11 protein-coding genes are annotated in these 13,856 nt (G+C 73.0%); 2 read left to right on the forward strand and 9 right to left on the reverse strand.

Annotated features, from left to right (window positions below; all coding sequences use genetic code 11):
* The 3 genes from AC07DS_RS33735 to AC07DS_RS33745 form a co-directional block, all read right to left on the reverse strand.
* Window positions 1-762, reverse strand: a 762-nt coding sequence (locus AC07DS_RS33735; protein WP_479151504.1) for a protein kinase family protein, incomplete at its 3' end; no start/stop codon positions are given.
* 26 nt (window positions 763-788) lie between these two features.
* A complete protein-coding gene (locus tag AC07DS_RS33740) occupies window positions 789-2,354 on the reverse strand; it encodes a serine/threonine-protein kinase (RefSeq protein ID WP_479151505.1) in 1,566 nt (521 codons plus the stop codon).
* Entirely contained in the window at window positions 2,351-4,081 is a 1,731-nt protein-coding gene (locus AC07DS_RS33745; protein ID WP_479151507.1) for an FHA domain-containing protein, read from the reverse strand. Before AC07DS_RS33745 ends, AC07DS_RS33740 begins: the two co-directional genes overlap by 4 nt.
* A gap of 110 nt (window positions 4,082-4,191) precedes the next feature.
* Here AC07DS_RS33745 and AC07DS_RS33750 point away from each other — a divergent pair, with 110 nt between their 5' ends.
* Window positions 4,192-5,595 carry a hypothetical protein gene (locus AC07DS_RS33750; RefSeq protein ID WP_479151509.1) on the forward strand — a complete coding sequence of 468 codons (1,404 nt, stop codon included), beginning with the start codon at window positions 4,192-4,194 and terminating at the stop codon, window positions 5,593-5,595.
* A gap of 383 nt (window positions 5,596-5,978) precedes the next feature.
* On the opposite strand, the gene AC07DS_RS33755 is transcribed toward AC07DS_RS33750, so the two are convergent.
* From AC07DS_RS33755 to AC07DS_RS33780, 6 genes are all read right to left on the reverse strand, one after another.
* Window positions 5,979-6,854, reverse strand: a complete 876-nt coding sequence (locus AC07DS_RS33755; protein ID WP_479151511.1) for a methylenetetrahydrofolate reductase — start codon at window positions 6,852-6,854, stop codon at window positions 5,979-5,981.
* A gap of 191 nt (window positions 6,855-7,045) precedes the next feature.
* Window positions 7,046-8,473 (reverse strand): MFS transporter, encoded by a 1,428-nt coding sequence (locus tag AC07DS_RS33760; protein WP_479151513.1) that lies wholly within the window; start codon window positions 8,471-8,473, stop codon window positions 7,046-7,048.
* Complete coding sequence (locus AC07DS_RS33765; RefSeq protein WP_479151514.1) at window positions 8,466-10,385, reverse strand: glycoside hydrolase family 15 protein; 1,920 nt, start codon at window positions 10,383-10,385, stop codon at window positions 8,466-8,468. Before AC07DS_RS33765 ends, AC07DS_RS33760 begins: the two co-directional genes overlap by 8 nt.
* A 55-nt stretch (window positions 10,386-10,440) precedes the next feature.
* Entirely contained in the window at window positions 10,441-10,893 is a 453-nt protein-coding gene (locus AC07DS_RS33770; RefSeq protein WP_479151516.1) for a DUF7144 family membrane protein, read from the reverse strand.
* A gap of 30 nt (window positions 10,894-10,923) precedes the next feature.
* Window positions 10,924-11,394 (reverse strand): SHOCT domain-containing protein, encoded by a 471-nt coding sequence (locus AC07DS_RS33775; protein WP_479151517.1) that lies wholly within the window; start codon window positions 11,392-11,394, stop codon window positions 10,924-10,926.
* Between the two features lie 157 nt (window positions 11,395-11,551).
* Entirely contained in the window at window positions 11,552-12,196 is a 645-nt protein-coding gene (locus AC07DS_RS33780) for an HdeD family acid-resistance protein (RefSeq protein WP_479151519.1), read from the reverse strand.
* 247 nt (window positions 12,197-12,443) lie between these two features.
* Between AC07DS_RS33780 and AC07DS_RS33785 the strand changes: the two genes are divergently transcribed.
* Entirely contained in the window at window positions 12,444-13,853 is a 1,410-nt protein-coding gene (locus AC07DS_RS33785) for a DUF2252 domain-containing protein (RefSeq protein WP_479151520.1), read from the forward strand.
* Window positions 13,854-13,856: the final 3 nt, after the last annotated feature.

Here is a 13,856-nt window from a genome sequence, read left to right on the forward strand (position 1 = left end):
TGCGGTCGCCGCGCCGATGTCCGCCCGCCCCTGACCCGGAAGGTCACCTGGCAGGGGTGCGACTGCCCGGCTCGAGTCCGACCGGCCCGGCTGCGGGAAGTCGCACGGCAGAGGTGCGGTCGCCGCGCCGATGTCCGCCCGCCCCTGACCCGGAAGGTCACCTGGCAGGGGTGCGACTGCCCGGCTCGAGTCCGACCGGCCCGGCTGCGGAAGGTCGCACGGCAGAGGTGCGCCCACCCCGTCGACGCCCGCCGCCGGAGGCTCGGGCTGTGGTGTGTCGCCCAGTGTCTCGTTCAGTGCCGTCTCCGCCAGCAGTGCCACGCCGTCCGGTGCGAGGACCACGGTGTCCGGGCCGAGCGAGCCGTGGGCCAGGCCTGCCGTGTGCAGGGCCAGCAGGGTCTGTGCGGTCTCGTTGAGGATGCTCGCCACGCTGCCCGCATCGGGACGGGGGCCGTCGGCGGACAGGACGTCGGCGAGCGCGGGGGCCGGCGGGCGGGCCGTGAGCAGCCAGACTTCGCCCGCCTCGGCCACCAGGTCGACCGTGCCGAGCAGCCCTGGCAGCCGGAGCTTCGCCGTGGCGAGCACCGCGGCCGCCAGGCGCTCGCGGGTGCCCTGCGGCCCGAGCAGGGCCCGGTCGATGCGCAGCGCCCCGAGCACGGGCTCGCCGGAAGCATCCGGGAGCAGGGCGTGCCAGGTACCGAGGCGCGTGTCCCGTGACCAGCCGGACAGGGGCCGGCCGGCCACTGTGGTGGCTGTCGTCATGTCGATCCGTTCTCGTCGGGCGGTGTTCAGCACGGCGGTGCGTCCAGGGAGGCCGTCTGGGGACCGTCGACGGCCGCCGGGTCACTGCTGAGCGTGACGTCCCAGGTCCCCCGGCAGGGGTGGTTGGAGAAGTCCGCCTCGAAGGTCAGGTCGTACCGGGTGCTCCCGGACAGCGGCTGGGACTGGGAGCCGTACGGGTCGGCGGGGGTGTCGACGTAGTAGTTCGCGGTGACGGTCAGCGGGCCGGTGCCCGTCGTCTCGACGGTCACCGCCGCCACGAGCGTGCCCGGTTTCTGCCCGCGCTGCCACGAGCCGATGGTGATGGTGATGTCGCCGGGTGTGGCCGGGCCGGGAGCCGTGCTGGTCGGGGTCCCGTCCGGTGCCGTCGGCTCGGTGGAGGGTGTGGGCGAGGACGACGGGCTGTCCGAGGGAGTGGCCGAGGGTGCGGTGTCCGCCGTGGGCGGGAGGCCGCTCGGCGAAGCGGACGGGGATGGGGAGGGGGACGGGGAAGTGCCGGGCTTCATCGGGGAGTTGAGCGGTGCGGGGGTCGAACTCGCCGCCGTCGTCGACGTCTCGTGCGGGCGGCCCGCCGCATACGTCGCTCCGCCCGCGACGACCGCCAGCGCGGCCACCCCGCCGGTCGCCACCTTCCATCCCCCGCGCTTCAGCCGGCCCAGCAGGGTGAGTGCGGTGGCCGAGCCGTCCAGCGTCGCGGTCGCGGTGAACGGGAACAACAGGGCCAGCAGCGCGGCGAGTTCGGCGAGCCGGCGGCGACCGCGCTGCTCCCAGCCCGCGCCGTACCCCTCGGTGGCGGCCCGCTCCAGCTCGGCGAGGAAGGCCTCGACGCCGGGCCGGTCCGCCGGGTCCTTCGACAGGCCCGCGCGCAGCAGCCCCCGCACCGGAGCGGGTACGTCGTCCAGCGGGGCCGGTGCGCGCAGGTGCTGCAGGCGCAGGGCCGTCAGGTCGTCGGCGGGGAACGGGCGCCGTCCGGTCAGGCACTCGAAGAACACCACGGAAGCCGCGTAGACGTCGGCGGCGGGACCGGCCGGCGCGCCGTCCCACTGCTCGGGCGCCATGTAGGCGGGCGTGCCCGCGGCCTCGGTCTCCCGGCCGCTGCGCACCGCGATGCCGAAGTCGGCCAGTGCACTGGTGCCGTCGGCGCGGACCAGGACGTTCTCCGGCTTGTAGTCGCGGTGCACCACCCCGGCCGTGTGGGCCGCGCCCAGCCCGAGCAGGGAACCCTTGAGCAGGACGAGCGCGGCCTCGGGGCCGGTCGCCCCGTGCCGGTGCAGCAGCCGGCGCAGGCTGACGCCGTCGACCGCCTCCATCACGATCGCGGCACCGGTGCGTGCCTCGACGTACTCGTACAGCCGCACCACGCACGGGTGCCGCAGCTCGCCCAGCAGCCGTGCCTCGGCCCGGAACCGGGCCAGGAACTCGTGGTCCGTGCGCAGGCGTTCGCCCAGGTACTTGACCGCGACAGGCACGCCGGTCGCGGTGTGCCTGGCGAGGACGACCCTGCCTCCTGCCCCCTCCCCCAGCGTGCGGACGGTCTCGTAGCCGGGTACGGCCCAGCCGGCGTCGTCGGTCATGCCGTCCCCTCCACGGGCGCGGCGATCCCGGCACCCTGCGGTACGTCCCTGGCACCCCGTCGGCGCCGTACCCTGCGCAGCACCCAGCGCACGGGGGCGGACCACACCGGGAAGGCCACCAGGGCGACGACGGCCACCTCGATCACCGTGGTCCACGGCTCGGCCAGCCGGCCTTCGAGCAGGTCGCCGATCCGGGAGCGCCAGGCCAGCAGGGCGAGGGCGAGGAAGCCGTAGGTGCCCACGACGACCGCGAGGCCGTAGGCGGCCATGCCCGCCTGGCGCGGCCCCGGCCGGTTGCCCGCGCGCAGGTCCCGCCACAGGCCGGTGCGGAAGTAGGCGCTCGCCTCCTCACGCAGCCGCGGCACCCGCAGCGCGTCGGTCAGCGCCTGGTAGCCGTCCAGCGGCATCAGCGGGTTGAAGTTGTACAGCGTGTTCAGGTAGAGGCCGAAGGCCAGGTGGTAGAGGACGGCCGAGGCGGGTCCGGCGGGCAGCAGCGCCGCGCCGGTCGCGCACCAGCCGGCCAGCGCCGCCGTGGCCAGCGGCCCGGACAGGGCCACGACGACCCGGGACCAGCGGGTGCCGAACCACATGTCGCTGGTGTCCACGAACGCGAACGGCATGCCCATCATCAGCAGGAACCCGCCGCGCCGGACCTTGCGGCCGTACGACTTCACGGCCAGCGCGTGCGTCAGCTCGTGCACGAGCAGCGCGGTGACGTACCCGGCGGCCAGCAGGACCGGGCCCCACACGCCCGCCCCGCCGAAGTCCAGCAGGTGGTGCCGGCCCTGGGCGGCGAAGAACGCGACCAGGCCACCGGTCACCGACAGCCAGGCGAGCAGTACCCCGGTGCGGGTGAACAGCCGCCAGCCGAATCCCTGGTAGAGCCGGGTCACCAGCCCGTCGAGGCCGGGGACCGACACCTCCAGTTTCAGCAGCGCCCGGTACACGGCGTGCACCGCCCGGCGCCAGCCCGTCGGCCGTTCCTGCTCCGGCCGGCCGGGCAGACCGCGCAGCAGGCCGGCGTCCGCGAACGCGGCCAGCGCGGACTCGATACGGGGCAGGGCGAGTTCGCCGTAGCGCTCGGCGTAGGCGAACAGCAGGTCCCGTACGGTGTTCTCGCCGTCGACGGCGTGCCACAGGAAGACCTGGCGCTCGTCCAGCTCCAGATAGCGGCCGGTACGGGTTGAGCTGAGCACCCAGCGGGGTGCGCCGCGTTCGGTGGGGATCTGCTTGAGGGCCCAGCCGGAACGGCGGCGGGGGCGCGCGGTGAGCGGGCCGCCCGCCTCCGGGGCCTCCTCCTGTCCGGTGGCGGGCAGTTGGGTCAGCTGGGTGCCGACGACCATCGTGCGCGAGCCGATCCGGGCGTCGCGGGGCTGCTCGAACACCAGGCGTACGTCGCCCACGGACAGCTCGGTGCCGTCGGCGAGCCGGGCCGCGCCGCCGTGCAGGTCGACGCCGGCGACGGCGGTGCCGTTGAAGGAGTCCAGATCCTCGATCCGGAAGCCCTCGGCGGTGCGGACGACACGGGCGTGGCGGCGCGAGACGCTGCCGTCGGACAGGACCACGTCGTTGTCGTCGCCGCGGCCCAGCGTGGTGACCGGGCCGGTCAGCGGGACGAGCAGCGCGGGGTCGTCGAGGCCGCGCAGCTGGGGCGCGGCGTACGACGCCGGTGCGGCACCCCGGCGCGGGGTGCCCCAGTGCAGGCAGTACGGGAAGTCGCGTCGCACGTGGACGCGGCAGACATGGCAGAGCATGCGGTGGCTCAGCCTCCGCCGGAACCGCTGAGGAACGTACCGCCGTTGAAGCCGCCGTCCGCGTCGGGCGCGGAGGGTGACAGGTGGGTGGCTATGTCGCCGGTGCCGGGCAGGTCGATGCCACCGCGCACGGTCGTCCCGGCACGGCCGAGGGTGCCTTCACGGCCACCGCCGCCACTGGGACGGTTGGTGTTGTCCGGGTCGCCACCGCCTTCACCACCGCCACCGCCGTCACCGCCGCCATGACCACCGCCACCACTCGGGCGGTTCGTGTTGTCCGGGTCGCCACCGCCTTCACCACCACCGCCGCCACCCTCACCGCCGCCATGACCACCACCGCCACTGGGACGGTTGGTGTTCTCCGGGTCACCCCCGCCCTCACCACCGCCACCGCCGTCACCGCCGCCATGACCACCGCCACCACTCGGGCGGTTGGTGTTCTCCGGGTCACCCCCGCCCTCACCACCGCCACCGCCGTCACCGCCGCCATGACCACCGCCACCACTGGGGCGGTTCGTGTTCTCCGGGTCGCCGCCACCTTCACCACCGCCGCCACCCTCGCCACCACCGTGGCCACCACCGCCACTCGGGCGGTTGGTGTTCTCCGGGTCACCGCCGCCCTCACCACCACCGCCACCGCCGCCGCTGTCCCCGCCGCCGTCGCCGCCGTCGCGGTCGTAGATGCCTCCGTGACCGAAGTGGCCGGCGTCCCCACCGCCTTCACCGCCTGCACCACCGAAGCCGCCGTCCCCACCGAAGCCGCCATGGCCACCGAGGTCGCCGAAGCCACCGTCACCGTCACCGCCGCCACCGAAGCCGCCATGGCCGAACCCGCCGTCACCGAATCCACCAGTGCCCAGACCGCCGTCGCCGAAGCCGCCGTCCGCGCCACCGAACCCGCCGTCGCCGAAGCCGCCCGCGCCCGGCCCCCCGTCACCGAAGCCGCCGTCGGCGCCGCCCCCGAACCCGCCGAAGCCTCCTTCGGCTCCGCCGAAACCGCCGTCGCCCCCGGCGCCGAAGTCACCGAAGCCCCCTTCGGCTCCCCCGCCGAGCCCGCCGAGGTCCGCGCCGACACCCTCGTTCCCGTGGTCGCCGAAGCCGCCGAAGTCACCGAACTCGCCCGGACCGCCGCTCAGTTCAGCGGGCGACCGGTCCAGCAGCGGGCCCCCGAGCAGGCTGTGGGAGCCGGTCGACGCCACGTCGACGCCGCTGACACCGTCCTGACCCGCGGCGGGATCCGGCAGCTCCGACGAGTGGCCGGCGGAGGCCGGGCCCGCTGCGTCGTGGTCGCCGGAGACGTGGTCGGTCGATACGGATTGGTCGGCCGATACGGCATGGTCGGCCGGGACGTCGTGGTGTGCCAGCGCATGCGCCGCGCCGCCGAAGAACAGGGACGACTTGGACAGCCGGGGGTCGAGTGCGGCCGGTCCCCCGTCGGTGCCGGACTCGACGCGGAGGGAGCGGAGTTCGCCGACCTGCGCGGGTGACAGGCCGAGTCTTCGCGCCACCTCGTCGGTGTCGCCGTCGAGTTCGGCGCGGAAGGCCGGGTCCACGGCCAGGCGGGTCAGGGCAGCACGATAGGCGTCGTCGGTCATGGTTCGGTCTCCGTCGGTCTGCGGGGCACTGATGCCGATCGCGGCGGAGCCGAGGATCCCCCCTGGTCGGCGGCAACTGCCATTTCCGGCCATCCCCGCCGATACCTGCTGGAGACGTTATAGAGCTCTGGCATGACCAGCGCAAGAGCAGCAAGCAGGGAGGCAGGCGGGTCCCGGGCGTCCGGCCGGGTCTGGAGCCCACCGATCAGAAATGGCCACCGGCCCACCGGCAGGCCGTCGAGATGTCGAACAGGAGGCCCGGGGCGCCCCGCCGGTCAGGCCTCCCGGTCCGACCGCCGGAAGCGGGCGATCCACTCCGCGGTCGCGCGGAGGCCGCCGAAGGTGTAGAAGTGCACCTTCACCTCGCCGTGGCGTGCGGGGTCGTACCCCTGGGCGAGCGCGTGCAGGAAGCGGTCGGGGCCGGCCGTGCCCATGAGGTTGGTCAGCGAGAAGCCGTACTTGCGGGCGATGGAGGCGCTGGTGCCGACGCCGAAGCGGGTGGCGTAGGTCACCAGCCGGCGCACGCCGGCCGGGCCGGGGACGCCGATGCGGATGGGCAGGGTGACGCCCCGGGCGCGGACGTCCGCCACCCAGCCGAGCACCCGGTCGGCGTCGAAGCCGAACTGGGTGATGACGTCGCCCGCGATCCGCTGCGCCCCGAGCACCGCGCTCTTGTCGCCGAGCGCCGACCACAGGGAGTGGTCGGTGATCGCCGGGTGCCCCTCGGGGTAGCCGCTGATGCCGACGTGCCGTACGCCGTGGCGTTCGAGCAGTCCGGTGCGGATGACGGCGAGGGCGTCCTCGTACGGGCCCTCGGGGCGGGCGGGGTCGCCGCCGACGACGAACACGTTGTCGGCGGTGCCGTCCGCCGCCAGGCCGGCCAGGAATTCCTCCAGGTGGCGCTGGGAGGGCAGCCGGCGGGCGGAGATGTGCGGGACGGGGACGAAACCGAGCCGTTTGACCGCGCGGGCGGCCGCGAGCCGCATGTCCGGGTCCTCGCCGGCGAGGAAGGTGACGTTGATCCGCGTGCCACGGGGGATGCTGTCGCGCGCCTCCTCCAGCTTCGGTACGTCCTTGCCGGTCATCTCCAGGGAGAAGTCGTCCAGCAGCGAGGTGCCCACCGCGGGCGGGACGGTGGCGGTGGGGTTCATCGTGCTCCTCGTACGGCTGCCTGCGACCGCGCACGTCCGTCATCGGCTTCGTACGGCTTCGGTCCTTACCTCGGCCGATGATGCCACGCGCACCCGCGGGCGGAGCAGCCGGGAGAGGGGCCGGGAGGTGTCTTCTGGGTCACGTGGGCGACGCGGGACCCCGGTCGGGGGCCGCCGGGCCCCGGTCGCCCTCAGGCGTGCGTCTCCGGTGCCGTGGCAGGGGCGTCGTGGGGCGTCGGGCCGCCCGGTCCCCGTGGCAGGAGGGCCGCCGCGGCCAGGCCGCCCAGGCCGATCACCGCCAGCGTGATCATGGCGGCGGCGTACGCGCCCCTGCTGAGGCCGGCGACCAGGATGGTGCCGGCGATCGCCGTGCCGAAGGACGAGCCGAGGTTGGACACACTGCGGGACAGGCCGGAGATCTCGCCCTGCTGTTCCTCCGGGAAGGCCGACTGCACCACGTTCACCGACGGGGTCAGCATGACGCCGAGGCCGAGCCCGATCAGGAGGAGCCCGGGGACGAAGGCCCAGGCCGAGGAGGTGCTGCCGACCAGGCCGACCAGCACCGCCACGCCCACGACGGAGCACGCGAAGCCGGTCATGATCAGCATCCGCTGGGAGCGCCGTCGCGCCAGGCTCTCGGCGGACAGCGACGTGACCAGCAGGCCGAGCGTGGCCGCCGTGAAGACCACTCCGGTCTGGATGGCGTCGTAGCCGCGGACGACCTGGAGATAGGCGGCCACCGTGAAGGACGTTCCCATGAGCAGCAGCCACTGCACGTTCTGCGTGACCAGCCCGAGGTTGGAGGTGCGGTTGCGGAACAGGGAGAGCGAGAGCAGCGGCTCCTGGCCGGCCTGTTCCTTGGCCCGCGACGAGCGGAAGAACCAGCCGAGGACCAGGACCCCGAGGACGATCAGGGCGATCATCAGCCAGATGTTGTTGTCCGCCGCCAGGATGCCCATGACGACCAGGACCAGGCCGGTCGCGGACAGGACCGCTCCGCCGGTGTCGAAGGAGCGGGTGGGGTCCGGGGGCAGGGGGTCCTCGATACGGCGGCTCAGCCAGACGATCACCGCGATGACCAGCGCCTGGAAGACGAAGGCCGCGCGCCAGCTGATGCCGGTCGTGATGAGTCCGCCGATCAGCGGTCCCGCCGCGGCCCCGACGCCGCCGAGCGCCATGATGATCCCGAACGCCCGGGCGCGGGAGGTCAGGTCGGGGTGGAGCAGCGTGGTGAGGATGTAGACGGGCGGGATGAGCAGGGCGGTGCCGATTCCCTCGAGGATCGAGTTGCCCAGGATGAGGACGCCGAGTCCCGGTGCCGCCGCGCTCAGCAGCGCGCCGACGGCGTAGACGACGAGGCCGACGACGAAGCACCGCTTGCGGCCGTAGCGGTCGGTGAGTTTGCCGCCGGGGATCATCAGCGCGGCCATGACCAACAGGAAGACGGTGATGGCCACTTGGACGCCCTGGACGGTGGTGCCCAGGTCCTGGCTGATGTCGTTGATCATCACGTTCATGTTGGAGCCGGCGAAGCTGCAGATGAACTGGGCCAGGGCCAGCGCGGCCAGGACCCGCCGCTGCCCCGGCGGCGCCTTCGTCGGCACTGTCCGGTCAGTCATCTCCGTTGTCCCCGTCCATGGGTTCGGGGGGCTCGGTCAGGCCGTACACGACGGAGTGCCGTCTGCCGCCGGTCCCGGGCCGGGTCGTGTCCCGGCTCAGCTCCTCGTCGAGCGCCATGGCCGCGGTGACCAGGGAGAGGTGGGTGAACGCCTGCGGGAAGTTGCCGAGTTGCTCACCGGACGGACCGGTCTCCTCGGCGAACAGGCCGACGGGGTTGGCGTAGGTGAGCATCTTGTCGAAGGCGTGCCGGGCCTGGTGGAGCCGGCCGCTGCGGGCGAGCGCCTCGACGTAGAAGAAGCTGCACAGGTTGAACGTGCCCTCGGAGCCGCGCAGTCCGTCGGGCGAGGCCGCGGGGTCGTAGCGGTAGACCAGGCTGTCGCTCACCAGTTCCTCGTCCATGGCGTCCAGGGTGCTGATCCAGTCCGGGTCGCGCGGGGAGAGGAAGCCGACCCGGGGCATGAGCAGCAGCGAGGCGTCCAGGACGTCGGTGTCGAAGTGCTGCACGAACGCCTGCCGTTTGTCGTGCCAGCCCCGCTCGATGATCTGGCGGAAGACCGCGTCCCTGACGTCCGTCCAGCGCCTGGTGTCGGCGGGACGGGAGAACCGGCCGGCCGTGCGGATGCCCCGTTCGAACGCCACCCAGGCCATCAGGCGGCTGTACGTGAAGTTCTGCTGCCCGCCGCGGGTCTCCCAGATGCCCTCGTCCGGCCGGTCCCAGTGGTCGGCGAGCCAGTCCAGTACGCTGCTCAGCGCCCGCCAGCCGCGGACCGCGCCGAGGTCGCCGCCGGCCGCCAGCGCGTCGAGGGCCTCGCCGTAGATGTCGAGCTGCAGCTGGCCGGCAGCGGCGTTTCCGGCCCGCACCGGCCGTGATCCCCGGTAGCCCTCCAGGTGGCCGAGGATCTCCTCGGTCAGATGGGGGTCGCCGTCGACCCGGTACATGATCTGCAGGGGGTCGCCCGAGGCGGTGCCGCCCGCCTCGACGCGGTCGCGCAGCCAGCGGCGGAAGGCGTGCGCCTCGGCCTCGAAGCCCAGATCGATCAGGGCCCCGACGGACAGCGAGGCGTCCCGGATCCAGGTGTAGCGGTAGTCCCAGTTGCGCTCGCCGCCGATCTGCTCGGGCAGTCCCATGGTGGCTGCGGCGACGGGTGCCCCCGTCGGCGCGTAGGTGAGCAGTTTGAGGGTGATCGCCGAGCGGTTGACCACGTCCTGCCAGTGTCCGCGGTAGGTGGAGGAGCGCAGCCACGAGAGCCAGAAGAGGCGGCACTCCTCCACGTCGTCGGCGATGTCGTCGAGGGACGGCGCGGGCGGGGCCTGGCCGCCCTCCGCGGTGGTGGTCAGGACGACGACGGCGGCCTGACCGGCCGAGAGGGTGAAGTGGGCGGTGACGTCGTCGCCGTCGGCCCGCAGGCGGATCCCGGTGGTGGACTGGACGTGCAGGTCCTGTCCCGGTCCGTGCAGGACGGCCGTGCGGTCGTCGACGAGGCCGAGCGTGTGTGGTGCGCGGCCGTAGTCGAAGCGCGGCCGGCACTCGAAGGCGAAGGGGAGGCTGCCCCGTACGACGCGGGCCACCCTGATCAGGCGGTGCCGGTCGGTGGGCACCGGGGAGTCCAGGGGTGGCATGAGGTCGGCGATCTCGCCGACCCCGCCGGGTCCCATGAACCGGGTGATCAGGATGGCCGTGTCGGACAGATACAGCTGCCGGACGGACATGCCGTCGCCGTGTCCGTCCGGGAGCTCCGCCGCCAGCCGGCAGTGTCCGCCGCGCTCACTGTCGAGGAGCGCGGCGAACACACTGGGCGAGTCGAAGCGGGGAGTGCACCACCAGTCGACGTTCCCGCCGGACGACACCAGGGCCGCTGTCTGGAGGTCACCCACCATGCCGTGGTCGGCGATGGGCGGATACCGGTCCATGCGTTCTCCTACGGCCGGATGCTGCTGCGGGTCCGTCTGCGACCGGGTCGGTGCTCTATGGGCTCATGGCGGTCTCGTCCCCCTGGACCACGCACAGGGCCCAGATGATGAAGCCGGACATCGTGATCATCACGACCGACCAGACCGGGGCGTAGGGCAGGGACAGGAAGTTGGCGATGATGACCAGCCCGGCGATGCCCACGCCGGCGACGCGTGCCCAGGGCGCCGGCCGGACCAGGCCGAAGCTGACGACGCATGCGAGCGCGCCGAGGACCAGGTGGATCCAGCCCCAGCTGGTGAGGTCGAACTTGAAGACGTAGTTGGGCGTCGTGACGAAGACGTTGTCGTGGGCGATCGCCATGATGCCCCGGAACACACCGAGCAGTCCGGCGAGCAGGAGCATGACGCCTGCGAAGGCCGTCAGTCCGCCCGCCCACTGCTGCTTTGCAGAGCGCTGGCCTGCTGCGCGTGTGGTGTGGCTGGGACGTGTGGGGTGTGTCGCGGCCATGCGGCTGCCTCGATTCGTTCTCGTGGGTGCTCAGTGTCCGGACGTGGTGGGGGTGGAGCCGGGGCGCTGCGTCGTTCCGGCGCCGCTGAGAACCAGCTCCTTGGCCCTGCGGTACTCGTCCTCGGTGATGTCGCCGCGGGCCCGGATCTCGGAGAGCTTGGCCAGTTCGTCGACGCTGCTGGTCGCGGCGGTGCCGCCCTTCGCGGTCTCCCGGACGTAGGAGTCGAAGGCCTCCTGCTGTGCGCGCGCCTGCGCGATCTCCCGCTTGCCCATGCCCTTGCCGCGGGCGATGACGTAGACGAGGACGCCGAGGAAGGGCAGGCAGATCACGAAGAGTGTCCAGCCGGCCTTGGCCCAGCCGCTCAGGTCGTCGTCGCGGAAGACGTCGATGAGGACCCGGAACAGGATGATGAACCACAGGATCCACAGGAAGAACCACAGCATGGTCCAGAAGGCGCTCAGCAGCGGATAGTCGTACGCGAGGTAGTTCGTCGCGCTCATGCTCTCTCCTCTGTCCGGGGCACCGGCCCGAAAGAGCTCCTGAAGCTCTCGGACCGGTCTGTGCCGTTTTCAGCGTGCACACGGCGAGGCGGGAGAGTCCTCACCCGAGGCGGGTGATCGTGGCGGGTGAGGATGGCGGGCGGGACGCCCCGCCCGCTCACTCCACGCGGTCCGAGGAGCCCGGGAGCACGCCGCTCCTGCGCAGCGCGGACCGCCACGAGAAGGCGACCCACACCTCGGCCAGGCCCAGCAGCACGAGCCACAGGCCGAGCAGTCTGGTCAGCACCCGCGCCGACTCGGTGGGCAGGGCCAGCACCACGATCCCGGCGACGATGCCGAGCACCGCCGCGGCCAGGACGACACCGCGGTGCGGGAGGTCCTTGGCCGAGAGCGCGGTGTAGAGGGTCACGATGCCGGATGCCAGCCAGGCGAGCCCGACGATCAGCGACAGCGCGGTGATGGTCTGCAGCGGATTGCGCAGACAGAGCACGCCGGCCAGGACGAAGAGCACCGCGATCAGCACTCCGGCGAACCGTTCGCCGTGGGCCTCGTGCGAGAAGGCCATGACGAACCGGAACGCCCCGGCGAGCAACAGGTAGAGGCCGATGAGAACGGCCAGGACGTGCAGTGTCTCGTCCGGCCAGACGAGGATCAGCACGCCCGGTACGAATGTCACGACGGCCGACCCCAGAATCCAGGTCCACGACCCGGCGAGCGCCGTCATGGCGTCTCCGGGGCCGGCGGTCGTCCCGTCGGACGGGTGCGGCGGTCCGGTAGGTACCGGACCACGCGACTCGGTCATGGCTCCTCCTCGCGGGATCGAACGGGTCGCCTCCGGACCGCCGGCGGGGGCGGCGTGCGCAACCCCTCACCGGGACAGCGTGCCGCACGGGACCGGTCGCCGGGTCACCCACCACGGGTGATCCCTCCGTGCGGCGGCGGCGGTGGGGTGGGGGGCACGGGCGGGCGGGCCGTTCTCGGCCCTGCCGCCCCCGCGGCAGCCGGATCCGGGAGCGGACGGCTGGCCGCCGGAAACTGGAGAGTGGATCATGACCGCACCGAGCGCCGTCACCGGCTCCCCGTCACTGGCCGACCGGGCGGCCCACGGCCGCGACGCCCGCACCCGCGCCCCGCGTTCGGGCCACAGCGTGTTCGAACCAGCGCCGGACCGGCCCGGCGTGATCGATGTGCTGGAGCGTCAGTCGGCCAGCCGGGTACCCGAGTTGGTGCCGATCCGGTACGGCCGCATGCTCGAATCCCCGTTCCGCTTCTACCGGGGCGCGGCCGCGGTGATGGCGGCGGACCTCGGCCCGCTGCCCGACACCGGGCTCCAGGTGCAGCTGTGCGGAGACGCGCATCTGCTGAACTTCCGGCTGCTGGCCTCGCCGGAGCGCCATCTGGTCTTCGACATCAACGACTTCGACGAGACCTTTCCGGGGCCGTTCGAGTGGGACGTCAAGCGGCTCGCGGCCAGCTTCGTCATCGCAGCCCGCGCCAACGGCTTCCCGGCCGGGCGGCAGGACGATGCGGTGCGCGCGTGCGTGGGCGCCTACCGGGAGCGGATGCGGGAGTTCGCCGGCATGCGCACGCTGGACATCTGGTACGCCCACGACGACGCCGACCAGCTGCGCGCGCTGCTGGCCTCCACGATGGACAAGAAGGGCAGGCGCCGTACGGCCGAGGCGACCGCGCGCGCCCGGACCCGCACCTCGCTGGAGGCCTTCGCCAGGCTCACCCGGCGCGCGCCCCAGGGCCGGCGGATCACCCCGGACCCGCCGCTGATCATCCCGCTGCGGGATCTGCAGGACCCGACCGCCCGGCACCACGAGGACAAGGAACTGCAGACGCTGCTGGCGGACTATGCGCGCACCCTGCCCTCGGAGCGGCGGCACCTGCTGCGTCGCTACCGGCTGGTGGACATGGCCCGGAAGGTGGTGGGCGTCGGCAGTGTCGGTACCCGGTGCTGGATCCTGCTGCTGCTGGGCCGGGACGACGACGATCCCCTGCTGCTGCAGGCCAAGGAGGCGCAGGAGTCGGTGCTCGCGGCGCACACGGGCGGCGAGCGGTTCGGCAACCAGGGCCGCAGAGTGGTGACCGGGCAGCGGCTCATCCAGACCACCAGCGACATCTTCCTGGGCTGGACGCATGTGCTGGGCTTCGACGGACGCGGCCGGGACTTCTACGTACGCCAGCTGCGCGACTGGAAGGGCATCGCCCGGCCGGACACCATGGACCCGGCGCTGCTGAACCTGTTCGGCCGGGTGTGCGGCGCCTGTCTGGCCCGGGCCCACGCCCGCTCCGGAGATCCCGTCGCCATCGCCGCGTACCTGGGCGGAAGCGACCGCTTCGACCGTGCGCTGACCGTTTTCGCGCAGGCGTACGCGGACCGCAACGAGCGGGACTTCGCGGCCCTGGGCGAGGCGGCACGCTCGGGGCGGATCAAGGCGGCGGTGCTGTGAGTG

It is taken from the genome of Streptomyces sp. NPDC044064, from assembly GCF_056434245.1.

Bases quoted from the DNA above. Each gene is read 5' to 3' on its own strand.
- AC07DS_RS33755 (WP_479151511.1), bottom strand. From the start codon at position 6,854: ATGAACCCCACCGCCACCGTCCCGCCCGCGGTGGGCACCTCGCTGCTG.
- AC07DS_RS33775 (WP_479151517.1), bottom strand. From the start codon at position 11,394: ATGAGCGCGACGAACTACCTCGCGTACGACTATCCGCTGCTGAGCGCC.
- AC07DS_RS33740 (WP_479151505.1), bottom strand. From the start codon at position 2,354: ATGACCGACGACGCCGGCTGGGCCGTACCCGGCTACGAGACCGTCCGC.
- AC07DS_RS33760 (WP_479151513.1), bottom strand. From the start codon at position 8,473: ATGACTGACCGGACAGTGCCGACGAAGGCGCCGCCGGGGCAGCGGCGG.
- AC07DS_RS33780 (WP_479151519.1), bottom strand. From the start codon at position 12,196: ATGACCGAGTCGCGTGGTCCGGTACCTACCGGACCGCCGCACCCGTCC.
- AC07DS_RS33785 (WP_479151520.1), top strand. From the start codon at position 12,444: ATGACCGCACCGAGCGCCGTCACCGGCTCCCCGTCACTGGCCGACCGG.
- AC07DS_RS33765 (WP_479151514.1), bottom strand. From the start codon at position 10,385: ATGGACCGGTATCCGCCCATCGCCGACCACGGCATGGTGGGTGACCTC.
- AC07DS_RS33770 (WP_479151516.1), bottom strand. From the start codon at position 10,893: ATGGCCGCGACACACCCCACACGTCCCAGCCACACCACACGCGCAGCA.